This is a genomic window from Xenorhabdus anantnagensis, assembly GCF_028598555.1.
In the GTDB taxonomy this organism is placed as follows: Bacteria; Pseudomonadota; Gammaproteobacteria; order Enterobacterales; family Enterobacteriaceae; genus Xenorhabdus; species Xenorhabdus anantnagensis.
Window position 1 is genome coordinate 111284 of the sequence record NZ_JAQRFN010000001.1, and the last position, 26701, is coordinate 137984.

A 26701-nucleotide genomic window follows, 5' to 3' on the forward strand; every position below is an offset into this window, starting at 1 on the left:
TTTGGGTAACGAGAGTATTATACTCAATATAGTATTATATATAGGAGTAAAATAGCGAGTTATAAAGATAGTTTGGTGAAATTTATTATTTAATAAATAGTTACATATTTATTTATATCTGCTAACATAAAAAATAAGAATATTCTATAGGTGATTATAACGATATGAAATTTATATCATTCAATATTAATGGGCTAAGAGCACGCCCTCATCAACTCGCTGCTATTGTTGAACAGCACCAACCTGATGTTATCGGATTACAAGAAATAAAAGTCCATGATGAAATGTTTCCTCTGGAAGAAGTGAGTAAATTAGGTTATCACGTCTTTTATCATGGTCAAAAATCACACTACGGTGTCGCCCTGCTGACCCGTCAACAGCCAGTAAATATCCGTAAAGGTTTTCCTACTGATGACAATGATGCACAACGCCGCATTATTATGGCCGATATCGAGACACCTCTTGGTTTATTGACTGTAATCAATGGCTATTTTCCTCAAGGGGAAAGCCGTGATCACCCGATTAAATTTCCTGCAAAAGAAAAATTTTATCAGGACCTACAATCCTATCTAAACATTCACCATTCTCCTGAATCGCATATTCTGATTATGGGTGACATGAATATCAGTCCAACTGATCTTGATATTGGCATCGGAGAAAATAATCAAAAACGCTGGCTGAAAACTGGAAAGTGCTCTTTCTTACCAGAAGAAAGAGACTGGATGGAACGCCTGAAAAATTGGGGATTCATTGATACATTCCGAGCACAACATCCCGAAGTCAATGACCAATTTTCTTGGTTCGACTATCGTTCAAAAGGATTTGATGATAATCGTGGGTTACGCATTGATTTACTGCTTGCCAGCCAACCATTAGCAGAAAAATGTATCTCTTCTGGTATTGATTACGCTATTCGAAGCATGGAAAAACCGTCCGATCATGCCCCTGTTTGGACAGAATTTAAAATATAAGCAACGATCATGAAACACAGCACCACTCATTATGGTGCTGTGTTTCATTTCAGATTATACCTGATTGCCTGAATCTTTCTTTGCCCTACTTTTACTGGATTTTGCCTGCTTTCCTTTCCCTTTTTTGGTACTAGCGGGAACAGGGGGCAGATCCCTAAAAGCTTTCAAATTACGATACTGTTTTGCCTGCCAGATTAATTGCTGCAATGTTTCCTGAAGCGGTAACATAAAATCCTGATAACGAAATTGCTTTTCGCTGATTTGCGTCAACCGAGATTCCCAATGTGCAGTCATATCTGGTAATACCGCCATATCCGGCAATACATGGATTAAAGCCCTACCAGCCGGAGTAGCGTGAATATGGCGCCCTTTTTTGTACAGGAATTCGCGTTTGAAGAGCAGTTCGATTATCCCTGCTCTAGTCGCTTCTGTACCCAATCCATCGGTTGCACGAAGCACCTTTTTCAAGGCCTTGTCCTGCACAAATCGAGCTATGCCAGTCATTGCAGACAATAATGTTGCATCAGTGAAAGGCCTTGGTGGTTGTGTCTGCCTTTCCACCACTTCCCCCTTCTCACACAACAATTCATCTCCTTTAGTAACAACCGGTAATGGAGTACCTTCATTCTCCTCATCCCGTTCCTTGTTGCCAAGCAAAGTTCTCCACCCCGCTTCTGCCAGAAAACGCGCCTTCGCGATAAATTTTCCACCTGCAATATCAAGTTCAATCGTACATTTTCGGAATACTGCATCAGGAAAAAACTGCATCAGGTACTGTCGGGCAATCAAGCCATAAATATGCCCTTCATTTTCTGTTAAATTGACTTGGCTACTGCGCGCAGTGGGAACAATTGCATGGTGGGCATCAACCTTCTTATCATCCCAACAGCGATTCTTTTTCCCTACATCTAATGCGTCCTGTGGGAGCAAATGTGCGGCATGGACCGAAATAGCATTCAAGACCGCATGACGCCCCACAAAATGTTCTTCTGGCAGGTAACGGCTATCAGAACGTGGATAGGTGATCAACTTATGGGTTTCATAAAGCCGCTGACAAATATCAAGTACGTCCTGAGCACTCAAGCCAAAACGCTTGGCTGCTTCAATCTGCAAAGATGAAAGTGAAAACGGCAATGGTGCAGTTTCTGATTCACGCTTGTCCTGATAAGCGGAAACATAGGCTGGCTGCCCTGTAATACGCCCCACGACATGTTCAGCCAATGGCCGGTGAATAATTCTCCCTTCTTCGTCCTGAAAATCAATGCAAGATTCACTTGGTTGCCATAAAGCTGTAAATCGCTCTTCATTTGGTGTAACAACATGAGCTTTGACTTCAAAGAAGTCTTTCGGCACAAAATGCTCTATCTCTTCATCACGACGCACAACCAAACCTAAAATGGGTGTTTGGACACGTCCAACCGATAATACGCCCTGATAACCCGCGTTTTTGCCCAATAATGTATAAGCACGGGTCATATTGATGCCATAAAGCCAGTCTGCCCTAGCCCTGGCGAGTGCAGAAACACACAAGGGGATAAATTCCCGATTACTCCTCAGCCGTTCAACAGCTTTTGTGACTGCCTGAGGATTCAGGTCATTAATCAGACACCGCTGGACATTCTGTTTTTTTTCAGTGTCCAGATCTAAAAAATCCAGTACTTCATCCACCAGCAATTGCCCTTCACGATCGGGGTCACCTGCATGGATTATTTCGTTTGCCCTTTCCAACAGGGATTTAATGGTGTTGAGCTGTTTAGCCACGGCTGCCCGTGGCTTCAACTGCCATTTTTCGGGAATGATCGGTAAATCAGCCAGTACCCAACGAGCATAACGGCTATCGTAGGCATCTGGTTCAGCCTGCTCCAATAGGTGACCAATACACCAAGTCACAAACTGGTTATTACCGCATTCAATAAACCCATCCCCACGTCGATGTGGCTTTGGTAAAATATCCGCTATAGCTCTCGCGAGGCTGGGCTTTTCTGCAATAAAAAGACGCATGGAATTATTCAAGAACTTCAATTAATGCCCTGTCTGAGCACAGCTCAGTCAGTTCACCAATAGCAATAAAATCAATATTGTGGTTTCGTGCAACGGCTTTCGCCTCTTCCACGGCATCCGGCAAAATTGCCAGCAATAAACCACCCGAAGTTTGTGGGTCACACAAGAGATAACGTTGAAGAGTTGTCATCTTTCCAACTAAGTGCCCATAACTGTCAAAGTTGCGTCCTGTACCACCAGGTACACAACCTTTTTCGATATAAATATCAACATTTGGCAATCTCGGAACTTGTGAAAATTTGACCGTCGCTTGAACGCCCGAACCTTCACAAATTTCGCTCAAATGCCCTAACAGGCCAAAGCCTGTTACATCCGTCATCGCTGTAACACCGTCAATTCCTGCAAAATCTGTCCCCGCATTATTCAGCCGGCACATAATTTCTTTCGCAATACCTTGATGTTCAGGCTGTAGCAAGCCTTTCTTTTCAGCCGTAGTCAATACACCAACGCCCAAAGGTTTAGTCAGGAACAGGAGACTTCCCGTTTTTGCCTGATTATTACGCTTCACACGCTCAATATTGATGATACCAGTCACTGCCAAGCCAAATATCGGCTCAGGTGCATCAATTGAATGCCCTCCCGCCAGGGAAATACCCGCATCCTTACAAACAGCCCTGCCTCCCTCAATGACATTTTGAGCAATTTCCGGGGCCAGCTTATTAATTGGCCACCCCAAAATCGCAATCGCCATTATTGGCTTTCCACCCATAGCGTAAATATCGCTGATGGCATTAGTGGCGGCAATACGACCAAAGTCAAAAGGATCATCAACAATAGGCATAAAAAAATCGGTAGTACTAATGATGCCTGTACCATTACCAATGTCATACACAGCAGCATCATCACGGGTTTCATTGCCTACCAGAAGATTAGGATCGAAAAATTTTGCCTGTTTACTGTGCAAAATAGTTTCCAGCACTTTTGGCGAAATTTTGCAACCACATCCGGCACCATGGCTGTATTGAGTTAGACGGATTTTAGTTGACATTAGTCGCTCCAGTTAGAAATAACTGACAAAGTTGGTCAAATCTGGTGTTGAGACTTTTGCAGGCGCCTTGAGTTCTGGGGTTCCTAAGTAGAGAAACCCAACAATTTTGTCATTCTCCCCACATCCCAAACCTGCTCTAACAGTTGAATCTTCTGTCCACGAGCCTGAACGCCATATACCACCAAAACCTTGAGCGACTGCGGCCATCTGCATGGCATGAACAGCACACCCCGCAGCAACAACTTGCTCCCATGCAGGAACTTTCACATGCTCAACGACCTTGGCGATAACTGTAATAATCATTGGTGCTCGGAAAGGTGCATTTTTCGCTTTCTCTTCAACTTCTTTTCCTAATTCCTCCTCAATTGCTGCTTTTTCGAGGAGTTTACTGAATTTATTAATGCCTTCTCCCTGCATCACAACAAAATGCCAAGGACGTAAAGCACCATGATCAGGCGCTCTCATCCCGGCTGCTAAAATATGCTGTAATTCAATTCCCTCTGGGGCGGGGGTTGTTAAACGTGAAATTGAACGACGATTTAACAAAAGTTCCAAAGCACTCATTATTTTCTCCTAAATAAGATAATCTGTCACAAACTGACATTCTCTGTTTATTCACGAATGAATGAAAGTACATACACTGTTTTTTCAACCAACAACATTATTTTCAGCTGACATTTCTAGACGAGCTGTTTAGGATAACCCTATTTGATACCATAATTGGAGACGATATGCGTACTTTATGGCACTTCATAACTGCATTACTGAAATGGAGTTGGAGACTTCTAAATTTTACTCGCCAGCTTATTTTCAATCTTATTTTTATCCTACTGACTGCTATTGTAGTTTTTGGGTACATCACTTATCAAAAACCATCCAAGATTGAAAACAACTATCAAGGAGCATTGTATGTCAACCTGTCTGGAATTGTTCGTGATCGTGTAACTGTTCGCGATCCGTTTGAACAATACGGAAAAAGCCTTTTTGATCCATCCAATCAAAATTATAAAGAAACTTCCTTATTTGATGTTGTTGACAGCATTCGTCGCGCAAAAGACGACAAAAAAATTACAGGAATGGTATTAAAACTGAGTGACTTTATCGGCGCTGATCCAACGTCCATGAGATATATTGGCAAGGCCATAAATGAATTTAAAGCAACAAACAAACCTGTTTATGCGATTGGTGATAATTACAGCCAATCACAATACTATTTAGCCAGCTACGCTAATAAAATACATTTATCTCCATTAGGAGCCGTTGATATCCACGGTTTCTCCACCAACCATTTATATTACAAGTCATTGTTAGATATGTTGAAAGTGTCCACCCATATTTTCCGTGTGGGAACATATAAATCAGCAGTAGAACCCATGCTGCGTGACAATATGTCAAAAGAAGCTCGTGAAGCTGATAGCCTCTGGCTCAACGAACTTTGGGACAATTATTTAAACACTGTTGCAGTTAACAGACATATCCCTGCCGAACAAGTCTTCCCTGGAGCAACGAAATTTATCGAGAAATTCCGCAAAGCTGGCGGAGATAATTCACTGTATGCACATCAAAACAAGCTGGTAGATTATATTGAGCCACGCAATGTCGTTGAAAAGAAGATGCAGGATGTATTCGGTTTAGATAAAGAAAAAAAACATTTCAATTACATCAGTATTTATGACTACATTGCTCAAGAACCAGTACAAAATGATGATAATGAAGGCAACATTGCCGTCATTATTGCTGACGGTGCTATTACAGAAGGTAAGCACTCATCAGGTATCGTTGGAAGCGACTCCATTGCTGAACAACTGCGTGAAGCACACCATGACTCCAACATAAAAGCGATCGTATTACGAGTAAACAGCCCAGGTGGCAGTGTCAATGCATCTGAAATTATTCGTAATGAGTTGGTAGCTATCCGGGATGACAAGACAGGAAATGCGAAACCCATCGTTGTTTCAATGGGTGGAGTAGCTGCCTCCGGCGGTTACTGGATCTCCACTCCCGCTAACTACATTATTGCTGATCCCAGCACATTAACAGGCTCCATTGGTATTTTTGGTGTCTTTCAGACCCTTGAGAAGAGCCTCAATTATATTGGCGTGAATACTGATGGTGTTTCAACAACCCCGTTCGCCGATATTTCTACAATCAAAGGTATCAATCAGGCGTTCTCAGATGTAATGCAGTTATCTATTGAGAATGGTTACAATAAGTTTATCGGACTAGTGGCAAGTGCCCGCAATAAATCTCCGGACGAAATCAATAACGTCGCCCAGGGACGTGTTTGGAGTGGCCTTGATGCCAAAAAACATGGATTAGTCGATCAATTGGGTGATTTTGATGATGCTGTTAAAAAAGCCGCTGAATTGGCAAGCATCAAAAAAGTATCACTGAACTGGATGCAACCTGAATTATCATTCTCTGAAAAAATCATGCAGGGACTAACTTCATCAGCACAAGTGCTATTGCCAAATACCTTGCAGTCAATGTTGCCAGCGCCATTCGCCGAAGTTGCCCGAGATATGAAAAAACAAGCCGCGTTTTATAGCAATATGAATGATCCACAGAATATCTACACATACTGTCTGAATTGTGTCGATATCCGTTAACAACGTCTGGCAGAGTTTCTAGCAAATTTAAAGCCTGATTTCACCATCAGGCTTTTTTTATTTCTGATACTGCCTATAATCCAGCTAATTATTTTTATTGAGACGTTACCATGCAGAAGAAGTCCATCTATGTTGTTTACACTGGCGGCACTATTGGGATGCAACATTCTCCCAATGGATATATTCCCGTTTCCGGTCATTTACAACAACAACTCTCAAAAATGCCTGAATTTCACCGCCCTGAAATGCCAACATTCACTATCCGTGAACATCATCCCCTGATCGATTCTTCTGATATGAGTCCTGATGACTGGGGCATTATCGCAAATGATATCTATCAGAATTATCATGACTATGATGGCTTTGTGATTCTGCACGGTACGGATACCATGGCTTTCACGGCATCAGCACTTTCTTTCATGTTTGAAAACCTCAATAAGCCGATTATTGTGACAGGGTCACAAATCCCTCTGGAAGCACTGCGTTCCGATGGGCAAACCAATCTCCTTAATGCACTGTATCTCGCAGCGAATTACCCTATTAACGAAGTCAGTCTGTTCTTCAACAATAAGTTATTTCGTGGAAATAGAACGATTAAAGCCCATGCGGATGGCTTTGATGCCTTCTCATCACCAAACTGCTCTCCACTAATGGAAGCCGGGATAAATATCCGTACTTTCAAAACAAATCCCATACCTGTCAGTCACGGCAAGTTTGTTGTGAATCCGATTACATCACAACCAATCGGCGTTGTGACTATCTATCCCGGATTATCCAGTCAGGTGGTAGAAAATATTCTGATGCAACCAGTCAAGGCATTGATTTTACGATCATACGGTGTTGGTAATGCGCCTCAACGTGCTGACTTACTGAAAACGTTACAGGAAGCAACCGATCGAGGCATAATTGTGATCAATTTAACACAATGTATTTCTGGTCGAGTCAATATGGGAGGCTATGCTACTGGTCATTCTCTGGCAGCATCAGGTGTTATCAGTGGCTATGACATGACTTTCGAGGCAACTTTAACGAAATTGCACTATTTATTGAGTCAACCTTATACACCTGAAGAAATCCGCCACCTGATGCAACAAAATCTGCGTGGAGAATTGAGTTATTCCGATGAATAATAAATAGGTAAATCGAGAAATATGATGAAAACAGCATTATTACTTGTCGATCTGCAAAATGACTTTTGTACTGGGGGTGCACTGGCTGTCAAAGATAGTGATGCGGTGATTGAGGTAGCAAATAACGTGATTGCACTATGCCAGAAAAACAATATCACTGTCATCGCAAGTCAGGATTGGCATCCGGCGAACCACATGAGCTTTGCAGAAAATGCCGGGCGGAAGGTAGGTGAATTAGGAGAACTTAATGGCATTCCCCAAGTATGGTGGCCGAACCATTGTGTACAAGGACAGTTTGGTGCCGAATTCCATCCTTCATTAAACCAATCCGCCATTCAAGAGGTTTTCCGAAAAGGTGAAAACTCCCAAATAGATAGCTACAGTGCGTTTTTTGATAATGACCATAAAAGCGAAACCCGCCTGCACGATTGGCTAACCAAACAGAACATTCAACGTCTGTTTGTGCTGGGTATCGCCACCGATTACTGCATAAAATTTACTGTGCTTGATGCTTTAGCACTAGGCTATGAAACCTATGTCATTACTGATGGTTGCCGTGGTGTCAATATTCAAGCCAATGACAGCCAGCAAGCATTTGAGGAAATGGCAGCGAAAGGTGCTAAATTAATCCCACAAAACGAAATCATAGCCATTTTGTGACACGATCAAATTTATGGCGCAATCAAAACCAAAATATAACCTCGTCCTGTTTCTGCAAGGACGAGGTTGTCAATTCATCCTATTTCAATCTTCCGATTGGGGTTTCAATCTTGCAACCATTTCGGACTGAAACATAGCCTTTAACTCTTGTTTGCTTTTTATGGCAATTTGACCATCTGTACCAATTGTCATATGTTCAGGATCATGATTATATTTTGCTTGCCAAAGCATTACCGCCTGTAAGCTGTATTCTTTCTGTTCCGGTGTGAGTGCTACACCATCCTGCCACTTCCCGAGTTCAACAGCCTGAACTAGCCGCTGATAAATTTCAGGAGTCATGGCGGAGAGTAAATCATCCAACTTCATTGATATTTCCTTTGTACTTTATCAAAAACCAAGCTGAATCGTTTTTTCTCAGCTTATTAATTCAATCTTTCATTTATATCCAATGGATTTCAAGATGCGTCGCGTCGGCTAAGGAACGATTAACCTGCTGTTTCTTCGCCTGTTTCTTTATCAACAAAACGTAGTGCTGCTGAATTAATACAGAAGCGTTCTCCTGTCGGCTTGGGACCATCGGGAAAAACATGCCCCAAATGTGCCTGACAGTGGCTACAACGCACTTCTATCCGGTGCATATTATGAGAATAATCATCAATATATGTGATAGAACCTTCACTAATTGGTTGGTAAAAACTCGGCCATCCACATCCCGAATCAAATTTCGTATCAGAAACAAATAATGGCTGGCGGCAACACAGGCAATGATAAATGCCACTTTTTTTGTTGTGCAGTAGTTTTCCTGAAAATGACGGCTCAGTGCCTGCTTCTTGCGTAACATGGCGCTGCATTTCACTAAGCTGTTCTATGGAAAAGAAAATGTTTTGACTTTTAGTCATAATGACCACCTTTTAAGGTCAAAATTTTCAATAAAAAATCATCGAAAACAACAAAAAATTAACAACAAAATATCAAAACGCATTCTAACCCATTCAACATAGCAATTTACCTTACTAATTGTGATAAGTCTCACATATCTAACCGATGGTAACTTTAAATATCTCCTTATGCCCCGATAATGATGTGCGAAGAGCTTGTACCGGCTGTATAGCAAGCATCCAGATAGTGATTACTATTGATATTTTTCAATTGTTGACACGATTCCGCTTGACGGCTGACAAGATTTTGGTAACTTTAGAAACAACTTTTAATTCACTAAAAAAAATAGCTGGTGGAATACTATGACTATCAAAGTAGGTATTAACGGTTTTGGTCGTATCGGCCGTATTGTTTTCCGTGCTGCTCAAGAACGTTCAGACATTGAAATCGTTGCAATCAATGATCTGTTAGATGCAGAATACATGGCTTACATGCTGAAATACGATTCAACCCACGGCCGCTTCAACGGTACTGTTGAAGTTAAAGACGGTCAGTTGGTTGTTAACGGCAAAACCATCCGCGTTACATCTGAAAGAGACCCAGCTAACCTGAAATGGAACGAAGTGGGTGTTGATGTTGTTGCAGAAGCAACAGGTATCTTCCTGACTGACGAAACCGCACGTAAACACATTGCTGCTGGCGCGAAAAAAGTTGTTCTGACTGGCCCATCCAAAGACAATACGCCAATGTTCGTTATGGGTGTCAACCACAATGCCTATGCAGATCAGGATATCGTTTCCAACGCATCTTGCACTACTAACTGTCTGGCTCCACTGGCTAAAGTTATCAATGACAAATTCGGCATCGTTGAAGGTTTGATGACTACAGTTCATGCAACAACTGCAACCCAGAAAACTGTTGACGGTCCTTCAGCGAAAGACTGGCGCGGTGGCCGTGGTGCGGCACAGAACATCATCCCATCTTCCACTGGCGCAGCAAAAGCAGTAGGTAAAGTTATCCCAGAACTGAACGGCAAACTGACTGGTATGTCTTTCCGTGTTCCTACTCCTAACGTATCTGTTGTTGACTTGACTGTACGTCTGGCTAAACCAGCAACTTACGCAGAAATCTGTGACGTAATCAAAGAAGCAGCAGAAGGCGAGCTGAAAGGCATTCTGGGCTATACTGAAGATGACGTGGTTTCCACCGATTTCAACGGCGAAAAACTGACTTCTGTATTTGATGCAAAAGCAGGTATCGCACTGAACGACAACTTTGTAAAACTGGTTTCTTGGTATGACAACGAAACTGGTTATTCCAACAAAGTTCTGGATCTGATCGCTCATATCTCCAAATAATCGAGTTTTCTATCCATGTTCAAAAGCCACCTGTTTATAGGTGGCTTTTTTATTTATGGATCTAAAATATTGAGCTATCATTCCCCTTTGGTTCAACCACCAATTTAAGTTTACATAAGGTCATGACAGATGCTTGATAAAATTTTTTCATTACCGATTGTAGAACAAATCTCCCCTTATATCAGCCAGAGAAACATTGATGGTTTTCCGTTAGTTGTTGTCTCTCATCCCAAAGTCCGTGGGGCAATCAGTATTCAAGGTGCACACCTGATTACATGGCAGCCCAGTAATGAAAAACCTATATTATGGCTAAGCGATAAAGCCATTTTTAGTGCAGGCACTGCCATTCGTGGCGGCATTCCCATCTGTTGGCCTTGGTTTGGTTCATCTGCGGCGCCTAGTCACGGGTTTGCACGGATATTGCCTTGGGAACTCAAAGCCCATAATGAGCATGAAAATGGTGTTATTTTGACGTTTACATTGCAGGACAACGCATATACCCATAAGTTATGGCCACATGAGTTCACACTGATTGCCCGTTTTAAATTAGGGGAAACCTGCGAAATAGAATTCGAATCCCACGGTGAATATCAAGCCACGTGTGCCCTTCACTCTTATTTCAATGTTAGTGACATCAATCAAATTCAGGTCAGTGGGCTTGGATCTCATTTTATTGATACCCTTACCGATAGAGAGCAATACATCAAAGAAGATTTCGTCTTCCGCGGGAGAACCGATCGCATTTATACAGAGCCAGATGATTTTAGCCTGCTCAGAGATCCTGTCTGGAAACGAACGATTGAAATACACCATTATCACCATAGTGATATCGTATGTTGGAACCCTGGTGCTGCTCTTTCCAGTAGTATGAAAGACATGAGCAAAGATGGTTATAAGAATATGGCTTGTATTGAAACTGCGCGTATCAATAACCCATTGAGACCTAAGAATGGTAATCCTGACAGGCTTTCTGTTGTTATCCGCTGTCGTAAACTTTCAGACAATAGTCAGTTAAGTGGAAGTCATGAAGAAAATAGCGGCGGGGGAAAATAGCAAAGAAAATTCAAAAGAGAGGGTATATATAAAAACAGGCATTTATTCCAAAACCGAGGATAAAAATGCCTGAAACTGTCTGAATATAGAAAGGATTAACCCACCGTGACAGGAACGCGTTTCGCTAAAGCACACAGAAGCTCATAACCAATAGTTCCCGCCGATTCTGCAACTACATCTACTGGCAGATTTTCTCCCCATAACTCAACAACACTACCTATATTGGCCAGAGGGCATTGAGTTAAATCAACCGTCATCATATCCATTGAAATAGCACCCAATAATTGGGTTCGAACACCATCAACCATGACAGGGGTTCCCGTTGGAGCATGCCTCGGATATCCATCCGCATAGCCACAGGCGACTGTGCCTACACGAATGGGCATCTGGGTCGTGTAACGACTGCCATAGCCAATTTTTTCCCTTTTGGGAAGTTCATGCACCGCAATGATTTCACTCTGCAATGTCATGGCTGATTTCAGTCCAAAATCGGCAATATCACGCCATTTTCCGCTCGGAGATGCACCATAAAGAATAATGCCCGGCCGTATCCAATCCCTATGTGTTTTCGGATGCCACAAAACAGCACCAGAATTCGCCAGACAATGAGGAAGTGAGTTCATTTGCAAACGTTCTATAACCTCAAACTGTCCATCAATACCCACTTCATTATCTGAGTTGGCAAAATGGCTCATCAAAGTGACGGAATTTATATTTTTAATCCCTCTCGCTATTGAAAATATCTGTGGATACTCTTCTGAAGTAAATCCCAACCGATTCATGCCACTATTAAGTTTCAAATAGATATCAATGGGATTGTCCAATTTAGCTTTTTCTATTTCATCTAACTGCCAATGGCTGTGTATTGCGGTCGTCAGATGGTACTTATTGATAATCTGTAAATCCGCTGGTTTGAAAAAACCTTCCAATAGCAAGATTGGCCCTTGCCATCCCTGCTCCCTTAAATAAATAGCTTCATTCATGTCAAGCAGTGCAAATCCATCTGTCTGCATGAGTGATTGCCATATTCTGTCCAATCCATGCCCATACGCATTCGCTTTGACTACCGACCAGATTTTACTGTTACTCGCTTTTTGGCGAATAATCGACAGATTATGACGGAATGCATTGAGATGGATCGTTGCCAAAATAGGACGTGGCATGACGACCCCTTCTTAATAGTTTATGCAATATGTAAATGAGGCTTCATTGGAAACACTTTTATATTGAATCCATTGATATATCTGAATACAGAGAGATCATCTGCTGCAATATCAGGCTCTTTACCAGAAATTAAATCAGCCAGTAACTTCCCTGACCCACAGGCCATTGTCCAACCTAATGTTCCATGCCCAGTATTTAAATAGAGATTCGCATACTTGGTTGGCCCCACGATAGGAGTACCATCCGGAGTCATAGGACGCAAACCTGTCCAGAATGAGGCCTCCGCGATATTGCCACCGTTGCGGTATAGATCCTGTACAACCATTTTTAACGTTTCACAACGATTTTGGGGGACATTCAAATTAAATCCGACCACTTCCGCCATGCCTCCAACACGAATACGATTGTCAAAACGTGTAATGGCAATCTTGTAAGTTTCATCCAGTACGGTTGAGGTGGGTGCTTTTGATTCATCCATAATCGGCATCGTCAATGAATAACCTTTCAGCGGATAAACCGGGATTTTAACCAAATCTTTCAATATCTCAGTAGAATAAGATCCCATCGCCACCACATAGTGATCCGCCATCATGATACCATCATCACATTGAATACCCGTGACTTTATTCCCGTCTACCAAAATTTGTTTAACTTGCTTGTTGAATATAAACTTAACACCAGCATCTTCTGCCATTTTAGCCAATACTTTGGTAAAAACCTGACAATCACCCGTTTCATCATTCGGTAATTGCAAACCGCCTGTTAATTTATGAGAAGCATGGGCCAGCGCGGGTTCCACTGTAGCCAGTTGTTCGGCAGTCAATAGTCGATAAGGGACTCCTTCCTGCTCTAAGACTTCAATATCATTGGCGGCATTATCAAATTGCTTGACAGTTCTAAACAATTGCAGGGTTCCCTCCTGACGCCCTTCATATTGGATCCCCGTATCTTCCCTTAATTGCTTAATACAATCCCGACTATATTCTGCCAGACGTACCATTCTGCTTTTATTCATTGCGTAATGGTTTGCATCGCAATTACGCAGCATTTGCCACATCCAGCGTAATTGAAACAGAGAACCATCAGGGCGAATAGCCAAAGGCGCATGACGTTGAAACATCCACTTGATTGCTTTTAGTGGGATACCTGGCGCGCCCCAAGGGGTCGCGTACCCTGGTGAAATTTGACCGGCATTACCGGCACTCGTTTCTTCCGCAGCACTATTCTGGCGATCAATGACGATAACTTCATGGCCTGCCTGTGCAAGATACCATGCACTGGTTACGCCAATAACACCGCTGCCTAAAATAAGAACCTTCATTCTACCCCCTACTGGTAAGCAATATCTTCAAGCATAATATGCTAAACATAAAAAACCAATATAGAATAATAGACTACAGCACGATTAATTAAGCTTTAGGATTTAAATCACATTTTCATTACAAAATGTAACTAATCCATTTATTTAAAAAACGAAGAATTCTGATTTAAATACAGTTAAATCAAATTAATAAAGCAGATGGAAATGCTACCAACCCCTTCATTTTCTACCTGTTAAAGTGATTTTTATGGCAAAAAAGAAACATTTCGTTCACAAAATCAAAATCATGATTAAACCAATAAATGTGAAATTTACAGAATTTAATTCTGACTTGATATTAGTTAAATAGAATAATAATTTAAAAAATTGAAATACACAGTTAGGAGGATTTTCGACATCGGTTAATACGTCAAAAACATGATGACATAAAGAAGTTCACAAAATGAGTAAGGATTAAGCGTTGGGCGCACTACTTAAAATACCTCTTAAGTACCTTCTACTCTTAAGTACCTTCTAAATAGTACGCATATGTTAAGCAACGATGAGAGAAATGCCCCAGAAATATAGATAATTTCGCATCATATCATTAGACGTTATATAACCATACAACTGGGGTAAATAAACGCAACCAAGAACGAGGCAATCAAAAAACGAAGAGTTTAACCAACCAAGACATACTTCTGTTAATGCATTGATCCTTCTGCTAATTCATTGAGCATAATGCTCTGCATACCATGCCAGATAATGCCACTTTCTTTACCATAATTACGTACACAATCCATGATTTTGTCATAGGATTTATCCTGACACAGTAAACGTAATTGCTGGTAGAAATTCAATGCGAGATTACGCGCTTCAGGACTGGAGAAATAATAACGGCCAACGCGGGTATACAGCCCTTTCAGCCCATTAATAATCAAGCCATAAATTGGGTTTCCTGAAGCAAAAGCCAAGCCACGGAAAATATCATAATCCACAGAACTGAAAGACTCCGCGGTATCTTCCACATTTTCTTTTTCCGCCAGAATTTCCAGCGATTTTTCAGGATTGAGCCTGAATGCGGTACGGATAAAAATGGCTGCGATATTCGTCCGCACTGCCAACAAGTTATCAATCAACTGAGGAACGCGATCATGATCAAGACGTGCCAACGTTTCCAGAATATTAAGACCGGATGTTTCCCAGAAGTTATTAACCTTAGTTGGCTTTCCATGCTGAATAGTCAACCAACCATCACGGGCAAGTCGCTGCAACACTTCACGCAAAGTCGTACGGGTGACACCGATCAATTCAGATAATTCACGTTCTGCTGGCAGTATGGAACCTGGTGGGAAGCGATTATTCCAAATACTTTCAATAAGATACTCTTCCGCAAAATTAGCAGGGCTTTGAGCCTTAATTACCATAATTTTAATTATTCCAAAGCAGTTTTCTTGGCTAATAATAGCCGTCGATCATACCAGAATGTGTTTGTCCGACATAGCTACCTGCTAAATAAACCGCGAAAGAGTGAAAGGGTTCATAAAAAATGCAATCATTCGCGGATTAATTATGTGCTAATGCCCTTAAATTGCTATCGTTTTGAGCGTACTATACCAATATATTTCTATATGGCTGTTTATACCTTCGTCTTTCAAGTTGCCTCTTTGTTGGCTGCACTCACTCACCCGGTTACCGTTGTTATGAGCATAGATTATCTATGCTCCCGGGGATTCGCTCTCTGGCCGCCGCGACGCACCTTGAAATCCATTGGGTATAGATTTGTCTACGTATCCACAAAGAGGAATGTTAATAATAATGGAAATCAGTATCCAACGTGCAGTGGTGAAAAACTTTCTCGGCAATTCGCCGGATTGGTACAAATTAGCTATCATTATTTTTCTTATCATCAATCCACTGGTTTATTTCTTTGTCAGTCCCTTTGTTGCTGGTTGGATGCTCGTTGTTGAATTTATCTTCACATTAGCAATGGCATTAAAATGCTACCCCCTGCAACCCGGTGGGTTACTCGCCATTGAAGCCGTCATCATCGGAATGACTTCGCCAAAACAGATAGGCCATGAAATTTCCAACAATCTGGAAGTCATTTTATTGCTGATTTTCATGGTTGCGGGCATTTACTTCATGAAACAATTACTGCTGTTTGTTTTCACGAAGTTGCTGTTAAGTATCCGCTCAAAAAAAATGCTGGCACTGGCATTCTCTCTGGCCAGTGCTTTCTTGTCCGCTTTTCTTGATGCCCTGACTGTCATTGCAGTCGTCATCAGTGTGTCAATCGGGTTTTACTCTATCTATCACCAATTCCTTTCCAGCAATAGTAACTCTGAACTGAATGATGATGATGTCATTGACAGTGAAGATAAAAAACAGACGTTGGAACAATTTCGGGCGTTTCTGCGTAGCCTGATGATGCATGCAGGGGTCGGTACGGCACTGGGCGGCGTAATGACGATGGTTGGTGAACCACAAAACCTGATTATTGCCAAACATGTTGGCTGGGATTTTGTTACCTTCTTCATCCGTATGTCACCCGTTACTATTCCTGTGTTTATTTGTGGCTTACTGGTCTGTTTGCTGGTCGAACATTTTAAATTGTTTGGTTACGGTGCTGAATTGCCTGAGCGAGTTCGCTCTGTCTTAGAAGATTATGACCAACAAGCCAGTGAAAAACGCACCCGCCAAGAAAAAGTTCAGCTTGCTGTTCAGGCACTGATCGGCATTTGGCTGATAGTGGCACTGGCTTTTCATTTAGCTGAGGTGGGTTTAATTGGTCTGTCAGTTATTATTTTAGCGACCGCATTCTGTGGTATCACCGAAGAGCACGCATTGGGTAAAGCATTTGAGGAAGCCTTGCCATTTACTGCCTTGTTAACCGTGTTTTTCTCTGTGGTTGCCGTAATTGTTGATCAACAACTGTTCACGCCATTTATTCAATTTGTCTTGCAATCGTCACCTGCTTCGCAGCTTTCCTTATTCTATTTGTTCAATGGGTTGCTCTCTGCGGTTTCTGATAATGTCTTTGTCGGCACGGTTTACATTAATGAAGCCCTGACGGCCCTGAAAAATGGCCTGATTTCACAACAACAGTATGAATATTTAGCTATTGCCATCAACACGGGAACTAATTTGCCATCCGTGGCAACCCCAAATGGACAAGCGGCTTTTCTGTTCCTGCTGACTTCCGCCTTGTCTCCGCTGATTCGTCTCTCTTATGGGCGCATGGTAATGATGGCGCTGCCTTATACCATTGTGATGACACTAGTAGGACTATTGTGTGTTGAATTTTGGTTAGTACCTGCTACTGAATATCTCGTCAAACTTGGTTTGATCATTTCACTATAATCATTAATCAAATTGATTGTTGTATCCTGCCGGATAATATGTAAGGCCATAGATAGTACGTAAAACCATATCATCCAGTTTTTTTATTAATCATTTTCCTGAAAAAATGATTCTGTTGATTGTAATTTTATTTTTTTATGGCAGCTGAAACGGCAAAATAACCCAATGATTATTTATATTGAAAAAATGAAGGGGAAAAAATAAATGTTTCAATTTTTGAAAGTGAGTTCCCAAAAGCGAGGCTCATGGTTATTAATGGCACTGACCGCTCTGATCCTAGAAGCAACAGCACTCTACTTTCAGCATGTGATGCAGTTACAACCCTGCGTAATGTGTATTTATGAGCGTGTTGCACTGTTTGGTGTTTTTGGGGCTGCGGTGTTGGGGGTAATTGCACCTAAAACGCCTTTACGTTGGCTGGCGATCCTGGTATGGATTTACAGCGCGTGGCAAGGATTGAGACTGGCATGGGATCACACCATGATGCAGTTACACCCTTCTCCATTTAATATCTGTGAGTTCTTTGTTCAATTTCCATCTTGGTTACCGTTAAATGATTGGTTGCCTTCTGTATTCCAGGCCTATGGTGATTGTTCAATTAGGCAATGGGAATTTTTAACACTGGAAATGCCCCAATGGTTGGTTGGCATTTTTGCTGTTTATTTGTTGATAGGCGTGTTGGTGCTGGTAAGCCAGGTTTTTCGGGGTCAGAAATAGATATTCAAAGATAAATATTTAGAGATATACCCAATGGATTTCAAGCTGCGTCGCGGCGGCAACGGAGCGAATCCCCGGGAGCATAGATCACTATGTGACCGGGGTAAGTGAGCGCAGCCAATAAAGAGGCAACTTGAAAGCCGAAGGGTATAGATGTTTAGAATAAAAATCCCCCTGCTATGCAGGAGGCATCAATTTAATCATAAAAAACACAATGTAACCGCCAAATTTATGACGCATTGTATTAATGCCAATTAACAAATAGATTTCACATTCAAAACTTCTACTGATTTTCTGCTGTAATATGTTCTGCCCTAAATATATGACTCACGGCATATTTCGCCTGCCATGCTTTAGGGTTGATCAAATAATGTTGCCGGAAACGTTTAGAAAAGTGGCTCGGACTGGAATAACCCACTGCGGCAGCAACCTCAATAACACTCATCCCTTTTTTCAATAAATCTTCCGCTGTAGTCATACGTACATTTTCCAGATATTGATGGAAAGTACGAAAAACAACCGCACGGAATCCCTCTTTTAATTTCCGCTCATTCAAACCTACGGCTCTTGAGAGCGATTTTATTGTCCAAGGGTAATAATAATCACTGTTAATTATTTTTATTGCATTATAAACAGCGCGCCGCTGCAAGCCGTTAATAGCATTATATTGGCAGTCATAAATTTGAGCAGTCACGCAGGCGAGTATTTCTAACGCTTTTGCCTTTAAATAAACCTTTCTGACACTACCATTTAATTGACATTCTTCTATTTGATTAACTATCTGCATAAATGGTGGATAGATAGGACGAGCCATCATCAAGACATCACTATAACTGGCATTTTTTTCAAAACCAGTCGTTAATTTGGTAAAAGATGGTAACTCCTGAGCTTCAATTTCGCTCAGAGAAAAACGAATATCAAGGATATGCCATGTACCACAACCAAAAAAATTCATGCCACGCGTCATCTTAGGCGAATAGAAAAAGATCATTGTTCCCGGATTAATATCTAAATCATCGCCGTTCTCAATCGCCATTTTTCCTTTTCCACTTAAAACAAAAGCAATTGATACCGTCGGCGGCCCTTCACAATATTCCGTAAAATCCTTATTCAGCTCAAGACGAATCCGGTTTATGTGAATTCCATCAGATAATTCCTCCGTTAACAACGAGGGGTTTATATTATTTTCCTCCACTTGTGAATGTATATAAGTGCAATGGCCAGCAGTGAAAACTCCCAATTTCTCGCTATAGATCGTCTTCATGAGATCCCCTGTAAAATTAGCATCAGATTCCATTTCAAAAGCTATTTACGTAATAAAACAGCATGTTGTGTGTGTTTAGGGCATTATGCTTTTATTTTATATATATTACATAATGTAAATATCACGCAATTTATCATTAATGATAATCATTATCAATAGTACGTATTGCGCTACTTTTGTCCCTATCCCGTTAGCTCTACTTTTCTACTCTCGTTAGTCTCCCCGAAATGTTTTTTTGTTTTACCACACTTGGTTTTTGTAAAACATGATTTGGAACGGTATAAAGAGTAACCATATGAAAAAAAAATATGTTAAGGCGTCTGTCTTATGCTGCCTGATCTCACCTGTAGCCTGGGCGGAAAATGCGCCTGAAGCTAAAGAAGATGTTTTGATCGTGACGGCTAATAAACGAGAAGAAGCATTAAATAAAGTTGACGGCAGCATTTTGGTTAAAACTGGCGAAGAACTTGAGCAAGCGGGTATCACTCAAGTGCAGGATCTTGAACGGGCTTTCCCCGGCTTACAAATCCGCTCTCGCGGCAACCGTACCTATTCGGCAACCACAATTCGGGGTATCAGCTCACCCGATTACTATTCACCTTCCATTCGAATTTATGTTGATGGCGTTCCTCAGGATCACCAATTTCTAACACAAGAATTAATCAATATAGAACGTGTCGAATTATTACGTGGCCCTCAAGGCACTTTATATGGTGGAAACGCCCAAGCGGGTGTTATCAATATTATCACTCGCTCTCCAAAAGAAGGCCCTTGGCTTAACCTTTCCGGTAATTATTCCAGATTGAAACAAGGCGGCTCTTTCAGCGGTTCAACTTCTTTGATCGAAGGCATTCTTTATGGCAGTACCAGCCTACGTTGGGTAAAAGAACCGGGGCAAATTGATGCACCAAATCGGGGCGCTAAAAATATTGACTCCAGCAAAACCTGGCTAGGTAAAGGACAACTGACATTTGCGCCAGATGATTCCCCTTTTAGCGCTGAACTTAGCTTTGCTCATGAAGATCTTAATTCACACGAAGAACTTTATTTAACCGACGAACAATTCCATCGGAAAGAGTACGATGGCCTTATCCCTGATTTAAAACGGCGGGTCAACAGTTATGCACTGAAAGCCGAATATGATTTTGGTGACAGTGCATTGACCAGTGTCACTTCTTATCAGGATCGCGACATCTTCCGTAATTTCGTCGGGGGTAAATGGAAAGAGAAACATCACGCCACAACCCAAGAACTGCGTTTAAATTCCAACTACTCAAATGGAATAACCAGTATTCTCGGCGGTTGGTTCTCAGATGAAAATAGTAAACATCTGGTTGGTGCTTATCCTGGTTACTATAGTGATTCCCTTAACACCATTAAAACAAAATCACTGGCGCTGTTTGGTGAAGTTAAATTACCGATTGCTTCTCAATGGGATCTGACCCTTGGCGGACGTTTGTCACATGAAAAATCGCAGATAGCCTATACAGGCCGTTCTGGCATGATGGCGGTCGACGCGTTTGATAATCAAGTTTCCAACAACGAGTTTACACCTAAAGCAGCTTTGGGCTGGCAATTCACGCCTGATACCCGTTTCTATGTTTCCTCTACTAAAGGTTATAAACCCGGCGGATTCAACAATATTGTTTCCTCTGCCGAGGATAGAAAACCTTACGATACCGAAACCTCAGATAATTATGAATTCGGTTGGCATACATCGTTCTTTAACAATGCCATGACGTTAAACAGCGCGGTTTATTATATCCGTTCAAAAGACAAGCAGATCTATGTTGGGCCTATTGGCATGCAGTCCTTTCGCAACGCCGGAAAAGCGGAAAGTAAAGGCATAGAACTGAGCAGCCAGATTAAACCAATGCAAGGACTCAGAGTTTCACTGGGCGGCAATATAGGTAAATCAAACTTCACTCATGCAACCAATACAGCAACGGGGACCAGTTACAACGGCAAACGTCTGCCATATGCACCAGATGTCATGCTCAATGCCAGTGTCGACTATCTTATTGATCAAACATTATTACCAGGCAATCTCTATATAAATGCCGGTGCCCGCCACTATTCAAAAAGCTACTTTGATGAAGCGAATACCCTTGAGCAAGGGGCATATACTCTTTATGACGCTTCATTAAGTTTAGAAATGACCCATGGTGTCAACATCAAACTTTATGGCGAAAATCTGGGCAACAAAAAATATCGAGTCTCTAGTTTTCAGCAAGGCCCCAGTACGCTCAGTATGATAAGTAAGGGCTTGAATGTTGGGCTGGATGTGAGCGTTGCACTATGACGCAAACGCACAATATTTCAAATTCCCGTCACATTTCGTTACTGCTTCTGACTTTGGCTGGTGTTTACACCATCCAAAGTACCATTGGCATGTTAACGTTACAAAGCATGCCCGCATTTTTGCGCAGCCACGGTGTTACACCGGATAAGATAGGGTTACTTTATCTGTTGATGTTACCCTGGGCATGCAAATTCCTTTGGGCGCCGATTGTAGAGCGCTATCGCAAATCAGGTTCGGGGGATACTCACCCCCGCCGCCTCATGCTCTGTGGCAATCTGCTGATTACACTGCTTTTCTGTGCAATGTCATTGGCAAACCCCGCCGAACATATGCCGCTGATTATTGCGGCTCTGTTTCTGATAACACTTTGCCTGACCGTAGTAGATACCACCACAGATGGTCATGCTATCGACCGATTATCACCACAACATCGCCCCTGGAGCAATGTCATGCAGGTCGGGGGCGGTTATCTGGGAGCCATTATCGGCAGCGGCCTGTTTTTATATCTGACTTCACTGTATGGCTGGCACATTGGTGCTGGTGCATTAACCATTGTGATTCTCTTGATGTCACTGCCTATTTTGTTCATCCGAAAAACTCAAGGAAAGCAACAACCGGATGTTTCAAAGGCTGTGACAACGCCCTCCCTGAAGAGTGCATTACGCCGGACTCCGGTTAAACAGGCATTGGTTTTAATACTGTTATGCATGGTTGGTACACGCCTGTCACTCGGTATGCTCTCTCCATTTTTAGTCGATCGCGGAGTGGATTTAACCCAACTTGGCATCATTGCAGCCAGTGGTGGCGCATTAGCCGGATTATTCGGAGTCCTGTTTGGCGGCATCATTGTACGTAAATTAGGAGCCATTCAAACATTATTGGGCCTTATGCTGCTTGAATGCATGGTATTAGTGGGGATTTTCTGGCTTGCCCAACAACCAGAATCTTCCATATCCCTGCTTTCAGCTGCATACATCCTCATCACATTAATCACCGCTGCCAAATTTGTTGCCTTATATACCCAAATGATGTCTCTGGCAGCAGGTACACAATCTGGGGTGGATTTTGCGTTGATGCAATCCGCAGATATGAGCATTGCGATCATCTGTTCAATACTGGGTGGACTGATTGTGACCAAAGCAAGCTACGCTTCCCTTTTTGCTCTTGCATCACTCTTCACCCTCGCCGGCCTGTACTGGACATTACGCAAACGCCGCGATTTCCAAAAGGAAAACACCTATGCTCAGCCATGATTCTTCTGTGCAGAACTCGCCAGAGCAACGCGCTGCGGATGCCGGAGTCATTAAAGCATTGTGGAATATGATGCGTCCATACCGCACTCTCAGTTATGTTGCCATTGCGCTTGCCATTGTTTCTGCGGGACTGCAAATACTGCCAGCAGCAATTGCCGGGTTGATTACCCAATCTCTCTATGACGGACAATATGATACGTTACTGAGTTACGGCATCATGTTATTAAGCGCTACCTTTGCTGCAATGCTGACTTTCAGTGGCTCGACATTTGTTTCTCATTTGATCGCAGCCGATGTTCAGGCAGATATCCGTCGTAACATCAGTAGCAAGTTGAAGTCTGTTCCCCTTGGTTTCTTCATGCAGACCGACAGCAGCGAAATCAAGAAAATAATGCTGGATGACGTCGAACAGCTTGAAGATGGTATTGCCCATATTATCCCAGAGATGTCCGCAACCTTGTTCGGCCCATTGATCGCACTAAGTGTTATGTTGGCCATCGATTGGCGGTTGGCATTGGCGGCATTCGCCCCGACTTTGGGCGCTTGTCTATTATTCATCTATATTCAGATGAAAGTTCAAACCACAACTCAGCGCTTTTACGCAGCCCAAAATCGTATCGCTTCAACCATGGGTGAAGTCATCAATGCAATCCCTGTGGTAAAAACCTATTCAGGTGGCAATATTGCGCTACAGCGAGCGGAAGAAGCATTTACCGCCCTGACACGTATTATTGATGTTTGGGTTGAGAAAGTGCAGGTCAAATCCAGCCGATTTTTTGTGTTATCCAGCGCTAACCTGTTGTTTGTACTCCCTTTGGCAGTCTGGCTATTTAGCCAACAAGAAATCTCTATATTTGAATTTACCTTCTTTATTCTGGCTGCTATGGCATTCGGCAATATTGCCTCGTCCATGTTCGCAGTGATGACACGTTTGCAACAGCAAGAAGCATTAATCACACGTTATCACTGGTTAATGAATCAACCTGAATTAACACCATGCACTCAGAGTCAAACATTTACCAATCAAGCCTCTGTCGGTCACATGCCTATTGATCATAATGTGACCTTACATAATGTCAGCTTCTCCTATCAGGATGGGCAGGATAACGCATTAAGCAACATTTCGTTTTCCGTACCTGCCGGAAGTTCACTGGCTCTGGTCGGCGCCAGTGGTTCTGGTAAATCTACGGTAGCCAGTTTGATTGCTCGTCTTTGGGACCCGCAACAAGGCAAAATTACTGTTGGGGGGATTGATATCCGCAATATGGATGAAACCACCTTGCGCAATAACATCTCTTTTGTTTTCCAGCGGATATTTCTGTTCAACGATACGATAGCCAATAACATCCGACTGGCCCGCCCTGATGCTTCCCAAGCCGACGTTGAAGCTGCGGCTACCGCAGCACAAGCACACCAATTTATCCAGCAGTTACCACAAGGCTATAACACTGTGCTTAACAATGGGGTCAGCTTGTCTGTGGGAGAAAAACAGCGTATCGCTGTTGCCGCCGCTATCCTGAAAAACGCGCCAATTCTTGTTCTGGACGAAGCCACAGCTTATGCCGATCCAGAATGTGAAAAAGAGATGCAACAAGCACTCAATGCGCTATGCCACACGAAGACAGGCCGCAATAAGACAGTGATTGTTATTGCCCACCGCCTGCCAACTATCCGTCATCTTGATCAAATCGTGGTCTTGGATAAAGGACAAATCATTGAGCAGGGTAACCATGATGAACTGGTCGCACAGCAAGGCGCATATGCCAAGCAGTGGGCAGCTTGGCGGGGAGAAAATACCAGCACAGGAGTAAATTATCATGGGGTTATTTAATCGCCTCCAGCAACATCTGTCCCCAAAACTGCAACGGGTCTGGTTCTGCGGTTTGTTGTTTAAGCAACTTGATACCATTGCGATTATTGCTCAACTTGCTATCGCAGCCTGGGCTATCGCGCACCTGAAGGAAAGTGGCAACGCTATACTGCCGCTTATTACTCTGACGTTATTGATTCTTTTACTGTTGCTGCGGTTCGCTTTTATGTCCCGCGCATTACGTCAACTCACCATTGCCGCTTATGGATTGGGCATAGAAATCCGCCGTTCTTTACTGCAACGGCTCGTGAGCATGTCCGTCGCGACAATCCGGGGATTAAGTGCCGGAAAAATAGCATTGACGTTATCCGAAGATGTGCAATGGCAGGAAAATCAATCCGCCTATACCACTCCTCAAATCACCTGTCAGATTACGATGCTGGCGCTCATTTATCTGGCCTTATTCTGGTTCGATTGGGTGGTTGCTGGCAGTGCACTATTGGTATTGATGGTTGGATTAATCATTCTGGGCGCTATCCGTCAAAAACTCAATGAAATATTGCGTCGACGGGCAGTCATGATGGCAGACGTATCTGAATCGATCGTAGAGTATGCACAGGGCATGGCCTTTATCCGCGCAGCGGCAGCGACCACGACGGTAGAACAGCGTTTTGAGCAGGAAATTAAACAATTACGTGCTGCATTCCGCCGCGGAGTATTCAAAAGCATACCGCTATTGAGTTTGTTCTACATCGTCATTGATACCAGCGTAGTTGTTGGCATTTTGGCCGGGGCACTACGCTTCCATTCTCCGGAAGCTCTCACACTTTCCGAAATGCTCATTACAATTCTGCTGCTGTTTGCCACGATTACACCTTTACGTGGGATCATTCCCCTGCTCAATGTCACCGCATTGACACAAGTAGGCGAAACGCACATTGCAGAGATAGAAGCGGTTGAAACGCAAGTTTCCGGCCCATTAGGTGCGCCAGCCAAATACGATGTTGAAGTTAAGAATATTTCATTTGGCTATCCGGGAACCAACCAGCCAGCGATCGAAAACGTTTCATTTTATGCGCCACAAGGCAGCATGACCGCCATTGTGGGGCCAAGCGGCAGTGGCAAATCTACGCTGGCCTATTTATTGCTCTCTTTCTATCAACTGGATAAAGGTGAAATCCGTCTGGGTGGTGCTCCCATCCATCATTACCAGACTCAAGCCCTATATGACACCGTCACAATGGTGTTTCAGGAAACAGCGCTATTTCAGGATACTGTTGCTAATAATCTCCGTTTGGGCAATCCGAATGCGACACAGTTGGAGTTGGAACAAGCTGCTCGTCTTGCCAATATTCACGATACGATTATGGCCTTGCCGCAAGGATACGATACCCTTTTAGGTGTGGATGGCGGTACGTTGTCCGGCGGTGAACGCCAGCGCCTTGCCATCGCCCGCGCTATTTTAAAACAGTCTCCCGTTTTATTTCTGGATGAAGCAACAGCTTCACTGGACCCTGAAAATGAACGGCTGATACAAGAAGCGTTTGATTCTCTTACTCAGAATAAAACCGTCTTTGTTATCGCTCATCGGTTAAGCACGATAACCCGCGCTGATCAAATATTGGTAATGGATCATGGAACCCTTTGTGATAGCGGCACCCATGACGAATTACTTAATCGCTGTCCGCTTTATCAATCTCTCTGGAAAAATCACCTTGGTTCAGAAGAGCATTGGCACTTACACCCGCAACATCCATCCGAATAAGGTGTAACCCACCCATTCTTTGACTTATTTACGTAACTGCCACTTTTATAGGAT

Annotated in this window: 21 protein-coding genes; 12 read left to right on the forward strand and 9 right to left on the reverse strand. The window is 42.7% G+C overall.

Going from position 1 to position 26701, the window contains the following annotated elements; translation table 11 throughout:
• The first annotated feature begins 164 nt into the window (after nucleotides 1-164).
• The gene (gene xthA / locus PSI14_RS00490) at nucleotides 165-971 is read left to right on the forward strand and encodes an exodeoxyribonuclease III (RefSeq protein ID WP_273573881.1); all 807 of its coding nucleotides are present in this window, start codon (nucleotides 165-167) and stop codon (nucleotides 969-971) included.
• 54 nt (nucleotides 972-1025) lie between these two features.
• On the opposite strand, the gene PSI14_RS00495 is transcribed toward xthA, so the two are convergent.
• The 3 genes from PSI14_RS00495 to PSI14_RS00505 are packed head-to-tail and all read right to left on the reverse strand — an operon-like array spanning nucleotide 1026 to nucleotide 4584.
• Nucleotides 1026-2972 (reverse strand): DNA topoisomerase III, encoded by a 1947-nt coding sequence (locus PSI14_RS00495; RefSeq protein WP_273573883.1) that lies wholly within the window; start codon nucleotides 2970-2972, stop codon nucleotides 1026-1028.
• A gap of 4 nt (nucleotides 2973-2976) precedes the next feature.
• Entirely contained in the window at nucleotides 2977-4020 is a 1044-nt protein-coding gene (gene selD / locus PSI14_RS00500) for a selenide, water dikinase SelD (protein WP_273573884.1), read from the reverse strand.
• Nucleotides 4021-4032: 12 nt separating this feature from the next.
• Nucleotides 4033-4584, reverse strand: coding sequence for an NAD(P)H nitroreductase (locus PSI14_RS00505; RefSeq protein ID WP_273573885.1), 552 nt, complete (start codon nucleotides 4582-4584; stop codon nucleotides 4033-4035).
• 167 nt (nucleotides 4585-4751) lie between these two features.
• Between PSI14_RS00505 and sppA the strand changes: the two genes are divergently transcribed.
• The 3 genes from sppA to pncA all read left to right on the forward strand — a co-directional run bounded on the left by sppA (nucleotide 4752) and on the right by pncA (nucleotide 8419).
• Nucleotides 4752-6629 carry a signal peptide peptidase SppA gene (gene sppA / locus PSI14_RS00510; RefSeq protein WP_273573887.1) on the forward strand — a complete coding sequence of 626 codons (1878 nt, stop codon included), beginning with the start codon at nucleotides 4752-4754 and terminating at the stop codon, nucleotides 6627-6629.
• A gap of 110 nt (nucleotides 6630-6739) precedes the next feature.
• On the forward strand, nucleotides 6740-7759 hold the full coding sequence (gene ansA, locus PSI14_RS00515; protein WP_273573888.1) for an asparaginase: 1020 nt from the start codon (nucleotides 6740-6742) through the stop codon (nucleotides 7757-7759).
• Nucleotides 7760-7783: 24 nt separating this feature from the next.
• A complete protein-coding gene (gene pncA / locus PSI14_RS00520) occupies nucleotides 7784-8419 on the forward strand; it encodes a bifunctional nicotinamidase/pyrazinamidase (protein WP_273574090.1) in 636 nt (211 codons plus the stop codon).
• An 84-nt stretch (nucleotides 8420-8503) separates the two neighbouring features.
• Here the strand turns inward: pncA and PSI14_RS00525 are convergent, their stop codons facing one another.
• Both PSI14_RS00525 and msrB read right to left on the reverse strand, forming a co-directional pair.
• Nucleotides 8504-8785, reverse strand: coding sequence for a YeaC family protein (locus PSI14_RS00525; RefSeq protein ID WP_273573889.1), 282 nt, complete (start codon nucleotides 8783-8785; stop codon nucleotides 8504-8506).
• Between the two features lie 119 nt (nucleotides 8786-8904).
• Nucleotides 8905-9318 (reverse strand): peptide-methionine (R)-S-oxide reductase MsrB, encoded by a 414-nt coding sequence (msrB, locus tag PSI14_RS00530; RefSeq protein ID WP_273573890.1) that lies wholly within the window; start codon nucleotides 9316-9318, stop codon nucleotides 8905-8907.
• Between the two features lie 342 nt (nucleotides 9319-9660).
• Between msrB and gapA the strand changes: the two genes are divergently transcribed.
• Both gapA and PSI14_RS00540 read left to right on the forward strand, forming a co-directional pair.
• Nucleotides 9661-10656 carry a glyceraldehyde-3-phosphate dehydrogenase gene (gapA, locus tag PSI14_RS00535; protein WP_273573892.1) on the forward strand — a complete coding sequence of 332 codons (996 nt, stop codon included), beginning with the start codon at nucleotides 9661-9663 and terminating at the stop codon, nucleotides 10654-10656.
• A gap of 129 nt (nucleotides 10657-10785) precedes the next feature.
• Complete coding sequence (locus PSI14_RS00540) at nucleotides 10786-11709, forward strand: D-hexose-6-phosphate mutarotase (RefSeq protein WP_273573893.1); 924 nt, start codon at nucleotides 10786-10788, stop codon at nucleotides 11707-11709.
• Nucleotides 11710-11804: 95 nt separating this feature from the next.
• Here PSI14_RS00540 and alr read toward each other — a convergent pair whose 3' ends face one another.
• The 3 genes from alr to fadR form a co-directional block, all read right to left on the reverse strand.
• A complete protein-coding gene (gene alr, locus PSI14_RS00545; protein ID WP_273573894.1) occupies nucleotides 11805-12872 on the reverse strand; it encodes an alanine racemase in 1068 nt (355 codons plus the stop codon).
• 20 nt (nucleotides 12873-12892) lie between these two features.
• Nucleotides 12893-14194, reverse strand: coding sequence for a D-amino acid dehydrogenase (locus PSI14_RS00550; RefSeq protein WP_273573896.1), 1302 nt, complete (start codon nucleotides 14192-14194; stop codon nucleotides 12893-12895).
• A gap of 683 nt (nucleotides 14195-14877) precedes the next feature.
• The gene (gene fadR / locus PSI14_RS00555; RefSeq protein ID WP_273573898.1) at nucleotides 14878-15600 is read right to left on the reverse strand and encodes a fatty acid metabolism transcriptional regulator FadR; all 723 of its coding nucleotides are present in this window, start codon (nucleotides 15598-15600) and stop codon (nucleotides 14878-14880) included.
• A 391-nt stretch (nucleotides 15601-15991) separates the two neighbouring features.
• On the opposite strand from fadR, the gene nhaB reads away from it, so the two are divergent.
• Both nhaB and dsbB read left to right on the forward strand, forming a co-directional pair.
• A complete protein-coding gene (nhaB, locus tag PSI14_RS00560) occupies nucleotides 15992-17536 on the forward strand; it encodes a sodium/proton antiporter NhaB (protein WP_273573900.1) in 1545 nt (514 codons plus the stop codon).
• Between the two features lie 204 nt (nucleotides 17537-17740).
• Complete coding sequence (dsbB, locus tag PSI14_RS00565) at nucleotides 17741-18253, forward strand: disulfide bond formation protein DsbB (RefSeq protein ID WP_273573901.1); 513 nt, start codon at nucleotides 17741-17743, stop codon at nucleotides 18251-18253.
• A gap of 283 nt (nucleotides 18254-18536) precedes the next feature.
• Here dsbB and PSI14_RS00570 read toward each other — a convergent pair whose 3' ends face one another.
• Nucleotides 18537-19517: a helix-turn-helix domain-containing protein gene (locus PSI14_RS00570; protein WP_273573902.1), complete on the reverse strand. Its 981-nt coding sequence runs from the start codon at nucleotides 19515-19517 to the stop codon at nucleotides 18537-18539.
• 295 nt (nucleotides 19518-19812) lie between these two features.
• Between PSI14_RS00570 and PSI14_RS00575 the strand changes: the two genes are divergently transcribed.
• Genes PSI14_RS00575 through PSI14_RS00590 form a run of 4 tightly spaced genes read left to right on the forward strand, consistent with a single transcriptional unit; the run spans nucleotide 19813 to nucleotide 26647 of the window.
• Nucleotides 19813-21819: a TonB-dependent receptor gene (locus PSI14_RS00575; protein WP_273573903.1), complete on the forward strand. Its 2007-nt coding sequence runs from the start codon at nucleotides 19813-19815 to the stop codon at nucleotides 21817-21819.
• Nucleotides 21816-23072, forward strand: coding sequence for an MFS transporter (locus PSI14_RS00580; protein WP_273573904.1), 1257 nt, complete (start codon nucleotides 21816-21818; stop codon nucleotides 23070-23072). The genes PSI14_RS00575 and PSI14_RS00580 overlap by 4 nt, the downstream gene beginning before the upstream one ends.
• Entirely contained in the window at nucleotides 23059-24903 is a 1845-nt protein-coding gene (locus PSI14_RS00585; protein ID WP_273573905.1) for an ABC transporter ATP-binding protein, read from the forward strand. Before PSI14_RS00580 ends, PSI14_RS00585 begins: the two co-directional genes overlap by 14 nt.
• The gene (locus tag PSI14_RS00590) at nucleotides 24890-26647 is read left to right on the forward strand and encodes an ABC transporter ATP-binding protein (protein WP_273573906.1); all 1758 of its coding nucleotides are present in this window, start codon (nucleotides 24890-24892) and stop codon (nucleotides 26645-26647) included. The genes PSI14_RS00585 and PSI14_RS00590 overlap by 14 nt, the downstream gene beginning before the upstream one ends.
• The last annotated feature ends 54 nt before the right edge of the window (nucleotides 26648-26701 follow it).

Coding starts and splice junctions, on each gene's coding strand:
- xthA (WP_273573881.1), top strand. CDS start 165: ATGAAATTTATATCATTCAATATTAATGGGCTAAGAGCACGCCCTCAT.
- PSI14_RS00495 (WP_273573883.1), bottom strand. CDS start 2,972: ATGCGTCTTTTTATTGCAGAAAAGCCCAGCCTCGCGAGAGCTATAGCG.
- selD (WP_273573884.1), bottom strand. CDS start 4,020: ATGTCAACTAAAATCCGTCTAACTCAATACAGCCATGGTGCCGGATGT.
- PSI14_RS00505 (WP_273573885.1), bottom strand. CDS start 4,584: ATGAGTGCTTTGGAACTTTTGTTAAATCGTCGTTCAATTTCACGTTTA.
- sppA (WP_273573887.1), top strand. CDS start 4,752: ATGCGTACTTTATGGCACTTCATAACTGCATTACTGAAATGGAGTTGG.
- ansA (WP_273573888.1), top strand. CDS start 6,740: ATGCAGAAGAAGTCCATCTATGTTGTTTACACTGGCGGCACTATTGGG.
- pncA (WP_273574090.1), top strand. CDS start 7,784: ATGAAAACAGCATTATTACTTGTCGATCTGCAAAATGACTTTTGTACT.
- PSI14_RS00525 (WP_273573889.1), bottom strand. CDS start 8,785: ATGAAGTTGGATGATTTACTCTCCGCCATGACTCCTGAAATTTATCAG.
- msrB (WP_273573890.1), bottom strand. CDS start 9,318: ATGACTAAAAGTCAAAACATTTTCTTTTCCATAGAACAGCTTAGTGAA.
- gapA (WP_273573892.1), top strand. CDS start 9,661: ATGACTATCAAAGTAGGTATTAACGGTTTTGGTCGTATCGGCCGTATT.
- PSI14_RS00540 (WP_273573893.1), top strand. CDS start 10,786: ATGCTTGATAAAATTTTTTCATTACCGATTGTAGAACAAATCTCCCCT.
- alr (WP_273573894.1), bottom strand. CDS start 12,872: ATGCCACGTCCTATTTTGGCAACGATCCATCTCAATGCATTCCGTCAT.
- PSI14_RS00550 (WP_273573896.1), bottom strand. CDS start 14,194: ATGAAGGTTCTTATTTTAGGCAGCGGTGTTATTGGCGTAACCAGTGCA.
- fadR (WP_273573898.1), bottom strand. CDS start 15,600: ATGGTAATTAAGGCTCAAAGCCCTGCTAATTTTGCGGAAGAGTATCTT.
- nhaB (WP_273573900.1), top strand. CDS start 15,992: ATGGAAATCAGTATCCAACGTGCAGTGGTGAAAAACTTTCTCGGCAAT.
- dsbB (WP_273573901.1), top strand. CDS start 17,741: ATGTTTCAATTTTTGAAAGTGAGTTCCCAAAAGCGAGGCTCATGGTTA.
- PSI14_RS00570 (WP_273573902.1), bottom strand. CDS start 19,517: ATGAAGACGATCTATAGCGAGAAATTGGGAGTTTTCACTGCTGGCCAT.
- PSI14_RS00575 (WP_273573903.1), top strand. CDS start 19,813: ATGAAAAAAAAATATGTTAAGGCGTCTGTCTTATGCTGCCTGATCTCA.
- PSI14_RS00580 (WP_273573904.1), top strand. CDS start 21,816: ATGACGCAAACGCACAATATTTCAAATTCCCGTCACATTTCGTTACTG.
- PSI14_RS00585 (WP_273573905.1), top strand. CDS start 23,059: ATGCTCAGCCATGATTCTTCTGTGCAGAACTCGCCAGAGCAACGCGCT.
- PSI14_RS00590 (WP_273573906.1), top strand. CDS start 24,890: ATGGGGTTATTTAATCGCCTCCAGCAACATCTGTCCCCAAAACTGCAA.